Consider the following 16576-nt stretch of genomic DNA (forward strand, 5'->3'; position numbering starts at 1 on the left):
GCTGCCGGGTGGAGTGTCTCTTCAATCGCTTGAAGCAGAACCGGCGGGTGGCGACGCGCTATGAGAAGCGCGCCGCCAACTACCTGGCGATGGTCCATATCGCCTCCATCCGCCTCTGGCTCTAATTTGCGGACACGCCCTAGTTCCGCGCTACGCCTGGGCGGGCTGGGCGGCTTCGAGCTTCGCGAGCTGATCCAGGTACATGCGGCCCTTCTCCGGGTCCGTCATGTAGATGAACGCCGCCATGCCCTTGAGCTGATCCAGCGACTCGCCCTCGCGGCCCGGCTTGCCCTTCACGCGGTTGTGGATGGCCGCGCGCAGGCGGCGCACCACGTCGCGGGGGACTCGGGCGGCGGGCGTGCCGTCCTTGGCGTCGTTCACCACGAGCCCCGTGACGCGCTGACGGCTGCCCTTGCGGGCGACTCGTGTCTTGTCCGGGTGGACCGTGAAGCCTTCCGCCTCCACGATGTCCTTCACCCGCGCGAGCAGCACCGCCACCGGCGCTCCCTGCGCGCGGCGGGCCTTGGGCGCCTTCGCCTTCGTCCAGGAGAAGGTCAGGTCGTCCGCGTAGCGCGTGTACGTGAAGCCCAGCTTGCGAGACAGCGCCGACAGCCGCTTGTCCAGGCGCAGGCACAGCGCGTTGGTGATGCCCGGCGAGGTGGGCGCGCCCTGCGGGAGGGCTCGCGGCCCCTTCGCCACGTGCAGCGTCTTGCCCCGGAAGGACATGCGCTCACGCGGCGCTTCCGTGGACATCAGCGCCAGCAGCGTGGACGTGTTCTCCTTCAGGCCGCCCTTGCGCAGCAGGCCCTTCACCCGGCGCCAGTGCACCGAGGGGAAGAAGTCCTTCAGGTCCACCTTCACCAGCACGTCCGCGCCCCGGTGCGCCAGCGCGTTGGTGAGGATGGAGCGCCCCGCCACGAAGCCGTGCGCCGCGCCGTGCACCGGCAGCCGCTCCACGACGTTCGACAGCACCCAGCGCTGCGCTTCCTTCAGCTCCCGCTTGGGCGACGTGATGGTGCGCTCGCCGCCCGTGCGCTTGGGGATGCTCCACGTCACGTAGTTGGAGCCCGTGTCCACGTCACGGTGGAAGGCGAAGCCGCGCAGCTTGGACACGCTCAGACCCAGCGCCTTGGCCAGGTCCTCCGCCGAGTCCAGCGTGGGCAGGCCGTTCTGGCGCGCGCGCTCCTCGCGGTGCTCCAGGTCGAACTTGTCCGGCAGGCCGGCTTCGTTCCAGTGGATGCCCACGCCCAGGTGGTTCACGTGCGTGGCCTTCCACGCCTCGTGGGCCTGGCGCTTCAGCGCGCGGCGCTCCACTGCTTCGGCCTTCTTCTTCTCCTTCCAGGCCGTCTTCTCCTTCTCCTTCAGCGAGGAGAAGTCCACCTCGTCCGCGAGCGCGCCCTTCGACACGAGCTGGGCTTGCACCCATTCGTCCGCGCCGCCGGCCTCGGTGATGGCCTTCCAGCGCGTGATGAGGGCGTCGTGCGCGGCCTTCGCGGCCTCGCGCTTCGCGACAGAGTTGGGGGGCGCTGCGGGCGCGGTGTCAGCAACGGCCTGCGGCGGGGCGGCGGGGACGAACGACTCCAGCTTGGCGGTCATCGAGTTACCTTCGACGGGCGCGGCGGCTCAGGGAGGGGCGACGGAGACGAATGCGAGCGGTCGAGGGAGGCCAGGAAGGCACCACCAGCTCACCTGGGGCACGGTAGCCTCACCGGCTCTCCCCTCCCGAGCACTACCGTCGGGGTGGGAAAACGGCGGCTGCGTCGTTGGTTCCGCTTCCCACCCCGACGGTAGTGCTCGGGAGGGAGAGAGCCAAGAACAGGCTACCTTGCGGAGAGTGTCCAGCATTTCAACCAGAACGGCGCAACGCCGTTCCTACGCTCGAGGCGTTAAGGCTGATGCGGTCCAGACCTCTCTCGACCACTCGCTATTCGATTTAAGTCCGGCGCCACCATCCTTCCGGCCGCCCCGTCGGCGGCCGGGCCGTTGAGTGAGTGTTTACACCAGAGTCGAGGCCGCGTCGATGTAGCCGTCCGCGGTCAGTTTCTCCAAACGGCTGAAGTACGCCGTCCGGGCTTCCGTGTCCGTGTCGAACCAGAGGCGCTGGTGGCGCGAATCGCCCAGGCGGGGACCCCACGTGAGGGCCACCACCTTGCCGTCCAGCGACACGCGATACACCTGCTCCAGCCCCGTGGCCGGGTCGCGGCGCACGTACGCGCGCGTCTCCGCGCGGATGAGCTTGCGGCCCTCCGGCGTTTGACGGAGCGCTTCTTCCTCGGCGCGGCGGCGGGCGTACGCCAGGCGCAGCGCGAGCATGTGCTCGCAAGGGCCTTCGCGCAGACCGGAGCGGCGGAAGTGCGGGCAGCCGCAGCTCGCGTCCTTCACGCGGCCCTCCAGGTCCATGGTGAAGCTGGGGAAGAAGCTGCGCACCGCCTCGCGGTCCACGACTTCGCCCTGGATGCGCGTGCCCTCGCCGACGAGGTCGTGCACCTGCGTGAGCTTCACTTCTCCGGAGCCCGGGCCGCCGTCGCCCAGCAGGCGGTGGGCGCGCGCTTCACGCTCGTTGCCGTAGCGCAGCGCGGCCTCGTCCACCGGGGTGGGCATCAGCTCGCGCGGGCGGTAGGTGCTACGGGACACGTCGAAGAGGACTCGGCCGCGCAGGCACTCCAGCTGGAGCGCGGCGCGCACCTGGTCCTTCGGCGCTCCCGCGTCCTTGGCCAGCACTTCGAAGGCGAGGGGACCGTCCTTGCGCAGGCGGTTGCGCAGCGATTCCGCCAGGCCTTCCGGCACGTCGCGCGGCATCAGCGCGTCGAAGGCGGCGGCGCTGGACCAGCCGCTCTCCGTCCAACCGGTGAGCCCCAGCGTCAGCGTGGCCGCGCCCAGGTCGATGACCCAGAACACCGGCAGGCCCGGACCCAGCAACTGCACGTGCACGCTCTTCGCGTGGGGCAACAGGCGCGCGAGCGCGGCGAGGCGCTGACGGCCGAAGGTGCGCACCACCGCAGGCGCGCTGCCCGTGTACACGCCGCCGTGGCACTCCAGTACCTGCTCCCAGGGCTCCAGCACCAGCCGCGGCGGAGCGCCGGGGACCAGCTCGAAGCGCAGCGCGCGGGGTGCCTTCTTCGAGCGGCGGGTGCGCAGCGCGAAGAGCAGGTTGTACAGGTCGATGGGCGCGATGGAGCAGGTGGTGGCCGGCAGCGTCGCGGCGGACTGCACCTGGAGGAAGCCTCGCAGCCACGCGTGCGGCACCTCCACCGTGCGCGGGGCTCGGGGCTCCGTGGCGGGTGCGGCCTTCGCGGTGGGGGCGACGTGGGCCTCCAGCACCACCGGGGCGTAGGCGCGCAGGCGGTCCAGCCGGGCGGGCAGGTCCTGCGGCACGTCCAGGAACGTGGAGCCGTGCGCGGCCTGGCGCTTGTCGAAGAGGCTGTTGTCGAAGGCGAGGCGCGCGTAGGCGCTCTCGTCGCGGGAGAAGACCTCCAACGACACCTGGTCCGGATCCACCGTGAGGACGGGGTCCAGGACGGCGTCCTTCTTCTCCTCACCCTCCAGCGCGTTGTCGAGGAAGGCCTTCTGCGCTTCCCAGATTTGAGCGCTGGCGCGCTTGCCCTGCTTCATCAGGTACGCGAGGTACGCGGTGCGGTCGCGGCCCCGGTAGCGCAGGTCGCTGGAGAGCACCGCGAAGGCTGCGGCCAGCGCGTCTCGGAAGAGGGTGGGGTCCTTCACCTGGCCACTGACGCCCACGGTGCCTCGCGAGCCCTCCAGGGCCAGCTGCACGCGCGAGGCGTCCGGCGTGACGACCACGTCGCTCTGCGCGGAGTAGCTCAGCGCGACGGGATGACGTGCGGTTGCGGTGCTCACGACGGTTGACCTTCCTTCCGGGCGCGCTCAGCGGCCCGGCGTGCACGTTTGTGGGCGCGGTAGGCCGCCTTGCGCAGCTCCACCGACTGCGACTTGTCGAACGCCGCCGTCTTCAGCAGCGCCGCGGCCTCGTCTCCGCCCAGGCGTCCCAGTGCGGCCCAGCCATCCTGCCGCACCTCCGGCTTCGCGTCGGCGGCCACGGACTCGAGCGGCTTCAGGTCCTTCTTCGCCAGGAGCGCGGGGACCGCGAGCCGGCGGCCTTCGCTGCTGGTCAGCGCGGACTGGGCCACCTTCGCGCCCGTGGGGCCCAGGGCCACCGGGTCGAAGGGCTTCACCTCCAGCGCCCAGGCCGAGGACTGCTCCGGCACCAGCGCGGCCAGCACCGACGCGGCGGCGGAGCGCACGGCGGCGTCCGGGTCACCGAGCGCGGTGCGCAGGGCCTGCGCCTCGTTCGTGGCCTTCAGCCGTCCCAGCACTCGCGCCGCTTCCTGGCGCACGGCGGCGGGGGCCTGGGCCTCACCCTTGCGGAGGATTTCGGCGGAGGTCGCGACCAGCTCCTTCGCGCCCAGCCGTGAGCCCGCCCAGAGCAGGCGCTCCCAGGCGGCGGCCAGCGGCTCCTTCTTCGGAGGCTGCGCGGAGACCCAGGCGGTGGCGGTGCGCCGTTCGGCGGCCACCAGCGCGCGGGTCAGTCCGGCCGTGTCCACGGCGCCGGCTTCGCGCGCGTCACCCGTCCAGGTGCCCACGAGCCGGGCCGCCTCTTCGCGTGCCTCCGGCTTGTCGTGGCCGAACAGGGCGATGACCTCCGGCACGGGCATCGCGCCACGGCGGGCGAGGCCGCGACGCAGACGGAGGCGCAGTTCCACGTTGTCCAGCGTGGCCAGGCGGGGCACGAGCAGCGCCGGGTCGCCTTCGCTCGCAAGGTAGGTGGCGGCGGGCTCGGAGATGTCCTCGTGCTCGCTCTGCACGGCGAGGAACTCCACTCGCGTGCGCTCCTTGGGGAAGAGGACATCCAGCGCCTTGCGCGCGGCGGCGCGAAGGTCGTCGTCCTCCTCGTTCAGCGCGGCGGCCAGGGCGGCCTCGGCGGCCGGGTCTCCGAACTTCCCGAGCTCCTCCGCGACCGTGCGGCGCACGTCGTCGTCCGTCTCACCGTCGGCGAGCAGCGCCTCCAGCTTCACCCTGGCGCGTTCTCCACCCAGGGCGCGCAGGCCGCGCACGCCGGCTTCCTGGCGCTGGAAGGCGGCGCCGTCCGTGGCCGCGGCCTCCACCTTCTCCTCGATGCGGCGGCGGTCCTCGCCATCCGGCATCCGGTTCGCCATGCGGCCGAGGGCCTCGATGGCGGCGAACACCATGTCCTCTTCGGCCGGGGCTTCCGGCGTGCCTCCGCCGGCCACCGTCTCCAGCTCGGAGAGGGCTCGCACGTCGCCCAGGGTGCCCAGGGCGAGCAGGGCCCGGCCGCGCTCGTGCGGCTCACCGGCGCGCGCGTACAGCAGCAGGGGACGCAGGGCGCTGGCGCGGCGCTGGTGCGCGACGCCTTCCGCCGCGGGCAGCATCAGCTCGCGGGCGCCGGCGCGGAGGATCTCCTCCAGCGGCTCCACCGCCGCGCCCTCTTCCACCACGCGCTTCGAGTAGTGCTCCACGGCGGCCGCGCGCACGGTGACGTCGCGGTCGTTGAAGAGCTGGACGAGCAGCGCGTCCTGGCCCTCGCTCTTGCCGTGCTCCAGCTCGCCGGCGGCGGCCTTGCGGACCTCCGGGTCCTGGCTCTTCACCGCCACGCGCAGGAAGCGCACCGCGAGCGCCGCGTCGCGCTTCTTCAGCTCGCGCTCGTCCTCATTCAGCTTCTCCTGCTCCGGCGGCCAGGTGAGCTGCATCGCGGCCGTCACGCAGGCGAGGCGCACGGAGGGGGCTTCGTCCTCCACGCTCTGGCGCGCGAGCACGTCCAGCGCGTCCGCGCGGTGCGTGCGGCCCAGCGCGGCCACCAGCCGGGTGCGCTCCGGAATCTCCGTGGCCACCGTCAGGCGCGCGGCGAGCGCGGCCACGGCGGCGGAGGTCCCCAGTCGCGCCAGGGCCTCCTGTGCACGGCGGGCCACGGCCGACGTCTCCGAACGCAGGAAGGTGCCCAGCACCTCCACCGCCCGGTCGTCGCCCCGGAACGCGAGCAGCTCCGCGGCGCGCAGCCGCAGGTCCTCGTGCTCGCTGCCCATCGCGCGGCCCAGGGCCTCCGTGACGCGCGGGTCGTTGGCTCCCGCGAGCCGCTCAATCACGCCTACGCGCAGGTCGGCGTGCTCGCTGCCCAGCGCGGCCAGCAGCGGATCCAGGCTGCCCGGCGGGCTCAGCTTCTCCAGCAGCTCGAAGGCGGACTTGCGCACCTCCGGCAGCGGCGAGTTGAGCGCGGCGGCCACTCGCGGACGGGCCTTGTCACCGCGCTCGGCGAGCTCCTCCAGCGCGGCGCGCGCCACGTCAGGCGCCAGCGAGGCCAGGGCCAGCGCCAGCGGCTCGTCGCTGCCAGCGGGGTACAGCTCCTTGAGGCCCGCGAGCGCGGCCCGGCGCACGAGTTGGTGAGGGTCTTCCAGCGCGCGCAGCAGGGCGGCCACCGCGGCGGACGTGCCCGCGTAGCCCTCCTGCGTGAGCTTCACCACGCGGTCCACGGCGTCGCGGCGGACGCGGTGGCCTTCCTCGTCACCCGCGGTCACCTGACGCAGCAGGCCCACGTAGGCGCCGAAGGCGAGGCGGCGCAGGTGCTGACGCTCCGCCTGCGTCGCGTCCTTCGGCGTACCCGTGCCCGAGCCTTCCGGCGGCTTCACCGCGGAGAAGAGGCGGCGCAGCCAGCTCTTGCCCGTGGCGGAGGCCGTGCCCTGCTTCTCCGGCGTGGAGGGCTGGATGACGTGCGCGGCGCCATCGGCCGTCTCCGGCTTCCAGGGGGACTGGAGCGAGCTGGGGCGCGCGACCTTCTGCGCCTCGCGGAAGTAGTCCAGCGGCTTGTTGCGCAGCAGCAGCACCTGCGCCGCCGCGTAGCGCTGCTCCGGCTGACCGCTGGAGAGCGCCTCGGCGAGGCCAATCACGCGCTTCGCCCGGTCGTCCTCCGCGGGCCAGTCCTTCATGTCGCCGGCCTTCTCCGGACGCGGCGGCAGCAGCACCTCCACCAGGTGCGCGCGGTACGCCTCCGGCTCCGTGCGCAGCTCCAGCGCGCGGGCCGCGGCGTAACGCACCTCCGGACGACCGCTGGACAACGCGCTCGTCAGCAGGTCCGGCGGTCCACCCTCGCGGCTGGCGCGCAGGTCCCGCGCGAGCACGATGGCGAACACCATCTCCTGCACTTCGCGCGCGGAGTCCTCCAGACCGTGCAGCAGGCCGCCGTCGCCCTCGTGGCCCAGGGCCGCGAACGAGAGGATGGCGCCCAGCCGGATGGGCAGGTGTTCATGGCGCAGGTTTCCGGTGAGCACCGGCAGCGCGCGCACGTCACCCAGGCGGGAGAGACCGTCCGCCGCCCACGAACGCGCCGCCACCAGCGAGTGGCCCAGCGCATCCAACAGCGCGCCCTCGTCGCCCCGGCGGCTGGCCGTGGCGAGACCGCGCGCGCCCTGCTCCTGGAGGTCCGTCACCTCGTGGGGCAGGAGCGTGGTGGCGTAGAAGCCCAGCAGGCGCCGCGAGCCCAGCGTGGCCAGCGCGCGCGACGCGCGGACGCGCAGGGGGACGAGGAAGCCGGGCGGGTACATCCGCTCCAGGTCCTTGTCCGTGATGAGCCCGCGCATGGGCTCGATGATGTCCTCCGCGCCACGCGGGGCGAGCAGCTCCGAGGCCCGCACGCGCACCGGCAGCGCCGACGCCGCGATGCCCGCGAGCAGCGGCCCGTTCTCGTTCGGGATGAGCTTGTCCAGCGCCTCCAACGCAGCGAAGGCCACGTCCAGGTGCTCGTCCTGCACGCGCTTGAGGAGCGCGGAGCGCATGGCTTCCGCCGGGGCGTGCACGGAGGCCTTGGCGGCCTTCTCGCGCAGGGCCGGGTGCGTGGTGTTGAGCGCGGTCAGGTGCGGCTCCGCCTTCTCCTTGCCGGCCAGCTTCACCCACGCCTCGTAGGCGGCGGTGGCCACGCCCGCGTCGCGGTCCTCCACGGACTTCTTCAGCCGCTCCAGCGCCCAGTCGTCGGTGCCCTTCTGCGCGAGCACCTCCACCGCGCGGGTGCGCAGGTCCGGGAAGCGTCCCGCCAGCGCGCGGTCCAGCGCCTTCACCGGCTCCTTGTCGTTCCAGGCCCACAGCGTGCGGAAGGCCTCGCCGCGCACCTTGGCGGATTCGTCCTCCAGCGCGTCGCCCAGCAGGCCTTCCGCGCCCTCCGCCTTGGCGCCCAGCTTCACCAGTCGGTCCAGGCCGCGCACGCGCACGTCCTCGTGACCGGAGCGCAGCGCGGCCTCGGCGGCGGACAGCGGTGCGTCCGCGTCCAGCGCCACCACGGCCGTCAGCGCCGCGGCGCGCACGTCCCCGTCCGCGTCGTCCAGCATCCACACCAGTCGCTCGCGGGCGCGCGGATCCTGCAGCGCCTGGAGCGCGGCGGCCGTCTCCCGGCGGATGGCGGCGTCGTCCTCGCGCGACAGTTGGAGCAGCGCGCCCAGGGCACGGCCGTCACCCAGCTGCGCCAGTACACGCGCGCCACGCACGGCGGTGTCCGGCATGCGGCACGCCATGGCGGCGAGCAGCGGCTCCAGGTCCGCCTCCGTCAGCGCCGCGCCAGCGGCCGTCTTTCCGAAGAGCTGTTCACGCGAGGCAGCCAGCTCCGCGTCGGTGGTGGACTTCGCCTCCGTGTCCCCGGCCGCGCGCTTCGCCTGGAGGGTCAGCATGCGGGTCACTTCCCGCACCGTGCGCGCGAACTCCTCGTCCTTCGCCTCCAGCGTGGCGGCCAGCGGGCGGCGCTCCAGCACCCGCACCGCGAAGGCCACGCGGCGCACGTCCCGGTCCGCGTCGTCCAGCGCGCGCGCCACCAGCGGCTGCAGGCGCGGGTCGCCCAGCAGGCCCGCCCCCGACGCGCGCAGCAGCACCTCCACTTTGAGGGCCGCGGGGCCACGCTCGAAGGCCAGCTTCAGCGGCTCCGTGCTGCCCTTGGGCGACACGGTGGTGAGCGCGTCCAGCGCGGCGGTGCCCACCTCCGCGTTCGTGTCCGGCAGCTTGCTGGCGATGAGGCCCGGCACCAGCGGCGACGCGCTGCCCAGCTTCGCCAAGAGGCGCAGGCCCTGCACGCGCGTGTCCACGAAGCGCGAATCCAGCGCCGAGCGGGGAGCCGCCAGCGGCGACTCGGTCTCCAGCTTCACCAGCGCGTCCAGCGCCGCGGCGCGCACCGTCTTGTCGTCGTCGTTGAGGCGGTCGCGCAGCTTCGGCCGCGCGGCGGTGCGGCCGTGGTTGCCCAGCTCCGTGGCCGCCAGCCGGCGCGCGGCGGCGTCCTTGTCCGAGGTCAGCACGCCCAGGACGAAGTCCAGCGCCTCCGGCTCCAGCAGCGCCACCGCCTCCTTCACCGCGGCCTCGCGGCGGGGGAGGGCGGCCTTCAGCGCCTCGTTGAAGACATCGAAGCCGTGGCCGAACGCCGTCGTCTCATCCGTGGGCTTGCCGTCCGTGCCCAGCGTGATGCGCGTGACGCGGCGGTCCTCGCCGGCCACGAAGAGGTAGCCCAGCAGCTGCTTCGCCTGGCGCGGGTTCGCCGGGGGCGCGAAGGCCACCGCGTTCAGCGCCTTGCTGCCCAGCTCGAAGGTGCGCGGCTTGCGGCGCTCGTCCAGGCGCCAGACCTTCAGCTTGCCGTCGCTGCCCACGGACGCGATGCGCTCCGCCGGGTCCTGGCCCGCTTCCGCCTGCGGCGTGGGCGGGAACACCAGCCCCAGCACGGAGCCCGCGTGGCCGCTGTCCTTGTCGCCGCGAACCTCGAACTCCACCGCGCCGACCAGGTAGCCGATGCGCAGCTTGCCGTCGTCACCCGCGGAGACGAGCCGCCCGTCGCGCGGGGTGAAGGCCAGCGCCCGCACCGCGCCCTCGTGGCCCGGCATGTCCCGGCGCGCACCCGTCGCCACCGTGAACGAGCGCACCACGCTGTCATCGCCCGCGCAGGCGACGTACGTGTGCGTGGGGTCCACCGCCACCGCGCGCAGCGGCTGCGAGGACGCGCTCCACTCCTTCAGCTTCTTCGTGCTGTCCCAGTCCCACGCGCGCACGAAGCCGTCCACGCCGGCCGTGTACAGCACCTTGCCGTCGGGGCTCGCCGCCACCGCGGTGCAGCCTCCGGGGTGCGCGTTGTGGAGCTGGAACTTCACGGTGCCGTCGGTGAGGGACCCGAAGCGCACGGTGCCGTCCGCGCCCGCCGCCGCGAACTGCTCGCCGGCCAGCGCCACGCTCAGCACGTGCGCGGGCAACGGGCTGGTCCACAGGACCTTGTTGGTTGCCGGATCGTACGCGGTCAGGCGGCTGTCGGCGGCGGCGCGAGTGCCGCCCACGATGAGCAGGCGCGCATTGGCCGCCAGCGCACGGACCTTCTCGATGTTGCCGATGGAGAGGTTGGCCATGGTGTCGTTGTCCTAGATGCCGCCGAGCTGCACGCTCGGGTGAGCCGCACGCAATTGCACCAGCGAGGCCAGGCAGCTCTGCCACTCGCCCTTCGCCACGGAGCCGGTGAACTCGCCCAGCACGGGCGCCACCACTCGCGCGAAGCTCTCGTCTTCCAGGCCCAGGTCCCGCACCAGCTCCACCACGCGGCGCTTGGCCACGCTCGCGGACAGCCGGCGCTGGACGTCGCCTTCACGCGCTTCCTTCGCGCGCCCGGGCGGCAGGCCGAACATCATGCGCCGCAGGAACGTGCGCAGCGCCTCCACGTCGCTGAAGCGCGTGGTGCCTCCCGCCTCGCGCTCGTCCTTGCCGCCGCCCGCGGGCTTCCAGCCCTCCGGCAGGTGCAGCGGACGGTGCTTCTCCCAGAGCAGGCGCACCGCGAACAGGCCCACCTCGCGGTCCGCGCTCTGCATCAGCCCGGACAGCCGCTCCGCGCCGCCCAGCCTCGCGTAGTGCCGGCGGATGAGCTCCACGGCCACTTCACGCGTGCTGCGCTTGGTGGACTCCGTGAGCGCGAACACCTTGCCCGCGTCCAGCTCATCCGGCTGCAGCGTGTGGCGCGCGTCCGCTCCCGGCTCGCCCGCGTTGAGCAGGGCGTCGTAGGCCAGGTTGCGGATCTCCTTCGCGTCCGAGTCCGCCAGCTCGTACACGCGCGTCTGGTAGCCCCACGCGCGCAGCTCCGAGCGGGCGATGGTCAGCGCGAAGCGGCGCACGTCGTCGCGCTCGTCGAAGAGGGCCGGCCACAGCCGCTCCGCCGAGTACGCCTTGCGCGGCGCGCGGGGACGCAGCTCGTAGGACTTGGACTCCGGCTGCTCCGGCCCGATGCCCGGGTGGTGGCAGCGCAGGTACGTCTGCGCGAACGCACGCACCGGCGGCGGCTGCTTCGCGCCCAGCGCCAGGTCGAACAGGCGCTCCAGGCCCGCGTCCGCGTCGCCCGAGTCGCTGAAGTCCGCGGGCACCACGTTCGCCAGCAGGTAGCGGTGCGCGAACTCGTGCAGCTGCGGGTCGGCCCGCCGCGCCAGCGCCAGCAGCCAGGGCACCGTGAGCTGCCTCGCGGTGAAGAGCTTGCGGTTGCCCAGCAGCTCCAGCGCCGTGCTCCGGAACTTGCCGTTGAAGACGAGCGCCTTCACGCGCTCCACGTCCAGGCCCGGCAGGCTGTCCGCGCGCGTGAGCCACTGCGCCGCCTGACGTCCCAGGCGCGGGTGCGCCACCAGGTCCAAGAGCCACTCCGGCCCGATGTCCGCCGGCTTGTAGGTGGACAGGGCCTTCATCGCCGTGTCCTCCACGATGCGCTGGCGCGACGAGCGCTGCTTCGCCTCCGTCAGCGCCACCTTCCAGAAGTCCGCCGGCATCTCCCCGGCCGCGTACTTCGAGGAGACGTAGTTCTTCGCCCAGTTGAGCTGCTCCTGCTTGCCCCAGAGCAGCTCGCGCAGGAAGTCGTGGGTGATTTCCGCGCGGTCGAAGGACTGCTCCAGCGACTTCGCCGCGAACGCCGCGGTGGGCTTGGAGTTGAGCAGCCGGCCCAGCAGCGGCAGGCCCAGGTCGCGCGGCTTGTGCTTCTCCAGGGCGGCGGCGGCGAACTTCTGCACGTCGTCCTCGCCCTTCTCCACCAGGTCCGCCAGCCGGTCCGCGGCCAGGTCCTGCGCGTGGCCGCGCGCGTACTCGATGGCGTAGGCGCGGGCCTTGTCGCTGGGGGAGAAGAGCAGCGCGAGCACCGCCTCATGCAGCCCGGCCGCGCGCAGCTTGCCCTGGTGGAAGTCCGGCGAGCCCTGGAGCGTCTCCACCAGGAAGTCGTGCGCGCTGCCCAGCGGACGGCGCGCCAGGCGGTCCAGCCACGCGGGCGTCACCTTGCGCAGCGCCTCCGGGAAGTCCTTGCGCAGGCCCTGGATGGCGAACTTCGCGGCGGGGTCCGACTGGCACGTGTCCAACAGGCGCATCAGCGCGTCCGGCGAGCGCTTCCACGCGTCCGGATACATGCGCTGCTTCACCATGTCGTTGGGCGGCTGGATGGGGAAGCGCGACGCGGAGTAGCCCTTGCTGTTGTGCGCCCAGAGGTGGTGCGCCACCCAGCACTGCGCCCACGTCGTCTCCAGGTCGTAGTGCCGCAGGACCTCCACCGCGAACTGCGGGTAGAGCTCCGGGACGGCCGCGCCCAGGTGGCGCAGGAAGCGCCACGCGCGGCGCTGGAGGTAGGTGAGGGTGCCGCCGCTGACCTCGCGGTGCCTGCGGCGGCCGCCGCGCTCGGTGTCGAAGCGCCAGGCCAGCGCGCCGAACATCTCCGCGTCGTGGCGCGCCTCCGCCAGCTTGTAGATGCGCTTGAGGCCCGCCCACAGGCCGAACTTCAGCGGCGCTTCCTTCACCAGCGTGATGAGGGCGGCGCGCGCGGGCTCGGTGTTCTTCTCGTAGAGGGACACCAGCAGGTCCGCGAGCAGCAGGCGCGGCGGCAGCGGCACGTCCTTCTGCGCGAGGAAGCGCTGCCACGCCTCATGCGAGCCCTTGCGGCGGCCGGCCTTGTCGCCGTCCGCGCGCGCCTGCTCCAGCAGCTGCTTCAACGCGTCGAAGGACAGCGCGCCCTGCGGCAGCGGCGTGTCCGACGAGCGGTCCGGCTGGTCGAGGAAGGCCAGCACGGACTCGGCCAGGTCCGGTGCCTCCGCCCTGGCAAGACGTTCGAGGTCTGCTGCGCTCAGCGCGTCGCTCGGGGTCATGCGTGGGGTTTAACACAGCTCCCCTGGACCGCGAGGCATGTCGGACCCGCCTCACCACGGCAGTGCGGGGACCTCCACCTCCTGCGAATCCTGCATGGTGCCCGCGCCCACCGTCACGTCCTGCCGGAACGACAGCCAGCGTCCCTCACGTTCTTGCAACACGAGAAGCGTGTAGGGCCCGGGAGGGACGAGGACCCAGGTATCCGCGCCGTGAAACAGCGGCGCGAGTGCCTGTTCGCCCAGCCACCGCACCTCCGAGGCCGAGGCGGATTCGGGCGGCGCGGGGACGCGTCCGGGGAGGAGGTAGGGGGTGCCCTGCCTCCCGCGCTCGCTCCAGCGCAGCTTCAGCTTGAGCCCCGTCGTCGACAGCGGCAGGTCCACCCGGTTGACGCGACGCGGCTCGACGTGCACGACGCGAGGCACGACCCTGCCGGTGTTCCCGCCCGCGATCTTCACCACGTAGTCGCCCGGGGCCAGGTCGCGGAACATGGCCACGCCGGTGTTCGCCGAGGCGATGAGCTGCTCCTCCGGGTCCGCCTTCGAAATGGCCGTCAGGACGACCGACGACGGCCGGCCCTGTGCGTCCCGCGCCGAGACCTCCAGGCGGGTGGCGGACGGCAGGCGCAGCTCGAGCGTGTCCTCGGTGGGGCCCACGATGCGTTCGAGCGACGCGTGTTCCGCCTCCTGCACGGTGAGCATGTAGGGCCGGGATTCCACGGAGGGCAGCTGGAAGGTGCCGTCCGGGCCGGTGGTGACGTCCGCGAAGGATTCGGAGTGCTCCGCGTTGCGGACGTCTTCCGCCGGCAGCGCCAGGGAGACGGACACTCCGGCCAGCGGGGCGCCGGTGGCGTCGTCCACCACGCGGCCCTGGATGACGTGGCCCGCTTCCACGCGCACCGTGCCCAGGTCCACGCTCCGGCCTTCGGGGACGTCCACGTCGCGCTGGGTGAAGGCGTGGCCCGGCACCTCGAAGGTGAGGTGCTGGGGGCCGGGCTCGTCCACGAAGACGGTGAAGGCGCCCTTCGGGTCGCGCACCGCCTCTTCGTTCACGGTGAAGCGGGTGATGGGCGTGCCGTCCTTCCTCGCCAGCCGGCCGGTGATGCGGCCCTGGAAGGCCAGGGTGATGCGCACGCCCATGTTCCCCGCGCGGGCGATGACCTTGGGGCCATCCTGCTCATCCATCCACCGTTTGAGCCTTGCATGCGTCTCTTCGAAGGTCTCGTCGTCCGGGCCCTCGTCGGGGCTCTCCTTCTTGGGCGGCTGGGGCATCGCGTAGCCCGGTTTCACCGCCGTCAGCTCGTAGTCCCAGTCGCGCGCCATCGGCTCCAGGATGAAGCGGCCGTCCGGACCGGTCTTCATGGAGAGGGGAGAGTACGAGCGGCCGTTGCTGGCTTCGTCCTCCTTCGCGGTGGCGTCCACGGTGACGTCCGCCAGGGGCCGGCCCTCCGCGTCCACGACGATGCCGCCCACGCGTCCGTCCAGGTCCAGGCGCAGCGCCAGCTCCACGGTCTCCGAGCCGCGCAGCACCACGCGGTCGGGCATGAGGCGCTCGTAGCCGCCCGTGGTGGTCCGCATCCACACGGCATAGGTGCCGGGAGGAATGCCCTTGATGTCGAAGCGGCCGTCCTCGCCGGTGGTGCCCGCGAAGGTCATGCGGATGATGTCGATCTTGTCGTCGTCTTCTTCTGGGGCCTCTCGGGCGCCTGTCGAGGGCTCCTGCTCCGGCTCCTGCATCACCAGGCTGACGTCCACCTCGTTGACGGGCGTGCCGCGCGAGCTCGTCACGGTGCCGCGCACGGTGGCGCCCGAGTCCAGGGTGAGCTTCAGGCCGGACGTGGGGGCGCGGACCTGGAGCTTGCGCGGCAGGTAGCCGTCGGCCTCGACGGTGAGGGTGCCGGAGAGGGGCTTGTCCACCTTGATGGCGAAGTGGCCCTCCTCGTTGGAGGTGGCGTCGAAGGTGAAGGGCGCCTCGCGGGACGGGTGCATCAAGATGAGCGAGCGCGTGTACACGGGCGGAGGCGGGTCGGCCGGGCGCTTCCGGGCGGGTGGACGCAGCGACAAGGAGGCCTCCGCCACCGGCTGGCCCGCGGCATTGGTGACGATGCCCTCCACGAGGACGGCGGGGGAGAGCACGAAGTCCAGTGGAGGACCGCCCTCGGCCACGGTGCGGACCGCGGTGAGGTCCAGCATCTGGTCCGACACCACCTGGAAGACATAGTCGCGGGCCCGGAGGGGGCCCAGGCGCAGGCGGCCGTCCTCGCCGGTGGTGCCAAGCTCCTTGAAGCGGTGGGGGAGGTAGTGCTCGTCGCGCTCACGGGGATTGGCGGCGCTCACTTCGGCGTGGGCCACGGGGTTGCCGGCGGTGTCGCGCACGGTGGCCTCGACGAAGAAGATGGTGCCCAGGCTCAGCGTCACCGAGACCTCGCGCTGGTCCTCCGTGACCTCCACCGTTTCGTGCGCCTGGAGGCCGCCCTGCTCCGCCTCCAGGGTGTAGTCGTCGGGGGGGAGGCCGTCGAAGGTGAAGCGCCCCTGGGCGTCGGTGGTGGTGACGAGCTCAGTGTCGACCACTGTGACGGTGGCGCCGGCGACGGGGTGCTCGCCGTCCACCACGGTGCCCACGATGCGCCGGGGGGCGTACAGCACGATGTCCTCGGGCAGGGCGACCGGGGCCACGTCCCCCATCCACTCGGTGAGCTTTCCGGGGTGGGCGGCGAGGAGGCTGTAGGGGACCTCTCCGGGCAGGGGGCCCAGGGAGAAGCGGCCGTCCGCGCCGGTCTTCGTCTCGAAGTAGCGCGCGGTGTCCGTGTGCAGCACGGTCACCTGGGCCTGGGCGAGCGGGGCGCCGTCCTCGTCCACCACGCGGCCGGTGAGCCGTTGGCTGGCCCCGAGCTCCAGCGTCACGTCCCGCGTGCCGGTGACGACGTCCTCCTGGAGGCCGGCGCCCTGGGAGCCCAGGGCCCAGAGGTCGACGGTCCCCTGGGGCAGGCCCTCCAGGGTGAAGGTGCCGTCCTGGGCGGAGGTGGTGCGCGACAGGACGAAGGCGGCGCCCCGGTGGGCCTCCACCAGCTCCCGGACCCAGCGGAGGGCGGGGAGGGAATCGCAGTCCTCGGAGACCACGGGGACCTCGGGCGAGTCCGCGTCACAGGGCAGCTCCGTCAGGGTCTCCCCGGGCAGGGGGACGGAGGCGGAGACCTCGATGCCGGCGACGGGCTGCCCCTGGAGGTCGACGACACGGCCCTGGACCTGGAGGGCACCCCTGTCTCTTATAAACATCTCCGAGCCCACGAGACCGGAGCCTAACTCGTATGCCGTCTTCTGCTTGAAAAAAAATAACCCAACGCGATTTGTAAGCGATATATCCAGCCACACAGCCCGCTCCATACCAGCAGATTAATAATCTTCTGTGATGATTTTTCGTGTTCGAGTAAAGGGCTGAACTGGGCGGC

The 16576-nt window shown here is 72.5% G+C and carries 5 protein-coding genes and 1 pseudogene; 1 reads left to right on the forward strand and 5 read right to left on the reverse strand.

Translation table 11 applies throughout. The features are described 5' to 3' along the window. Positions 1 to 125, forward strand: a pseudogene (locus D7V77_RS31440) (IS5/IS1182 family transposase); the annotation flags it as partial. A gap of 25 nt (positions 126 to 150) precedes the next feature. On the opposite strand, the gene D7V77_RS31445 reads toward D7V77_RS31440, so the two are convergent. From D7V77_RS31445 to D7V77_RS31465, 5 genes are all read right to left on the reverse strand, one after another. Then, positions 151 to 1596, reverse strand: coding sequence for a reverse transcriptase family protein (locus tag D7V77_RS31445; RefSeq protein ID WP_120579976.1), 1446 nt, complete (start codon positions 1594 to 1596; stop codon positions 151 to 153). 399 nt (positions 1597 to 1995) lie between these two features. After that, on the reverse strand, positions 1996 to 3855 hold the full coding sequence (locus tag D7V77_RS31450) for an SWIM zinc finger family protein (RefSeq protein WP_120579977.1): 1860 nt from the start codon (positions 3853 to 3855) through the stop codon (positions 1996 to 1998). Next, a complete protein-coding gene (locus D7V77_RS31455) occupies positions 3852 to 10385 on the reverse strand; it encodes a HEAT repeat domain-containing protein (RefSeq protein ID WP_120579978.1) in 6534 nt (2177 codons plus the stop codon). The genes D7V77_RS31450 and D7V77_RS31455 overlap by 4 nt, the downstream gene beginning before the upstream one ends. A 12-nt stretch (positions 10386 to 10397) precedes the next feature. Further along, positions 10398 to 13130 carry a hypothetical protein gene (locus D7V77_RS31460; protein WP_120579979.1) on the reverse strand — a complete coding sequence of 911 codons (2733 nt, stop codon included), beginning with the start codon at positions 13128 to 13130 and terminating at the stop codon, positions 10398 to 10400. Between the two features lie 51 nt (positions 13131 to 13181). Beyond that, positions 13182 to 16415: a carboxypeptidase regulatory-like domain-containing protein gene (locus tag D7V77_RS31465; protein WP_158624524.1), complete on the reverse strand. Its 3234-nt coding sequence runs from the start codon at positions 16413 to 16415 to the stop codon at positions 13182 to 13184. Positions 16416 to 16576 lie beyond the last annotated feature (161 nt).

The sequence above is a fragment of the Corallococcus sp. CA041A genome (assembly GCF_003612075.1).
Classification (GTDB): Bacteria; Myxococcota; Myxococcia; order Myxococcales; family Myxococcaceae; genus Corallococcus; species Corallococcus exiguus.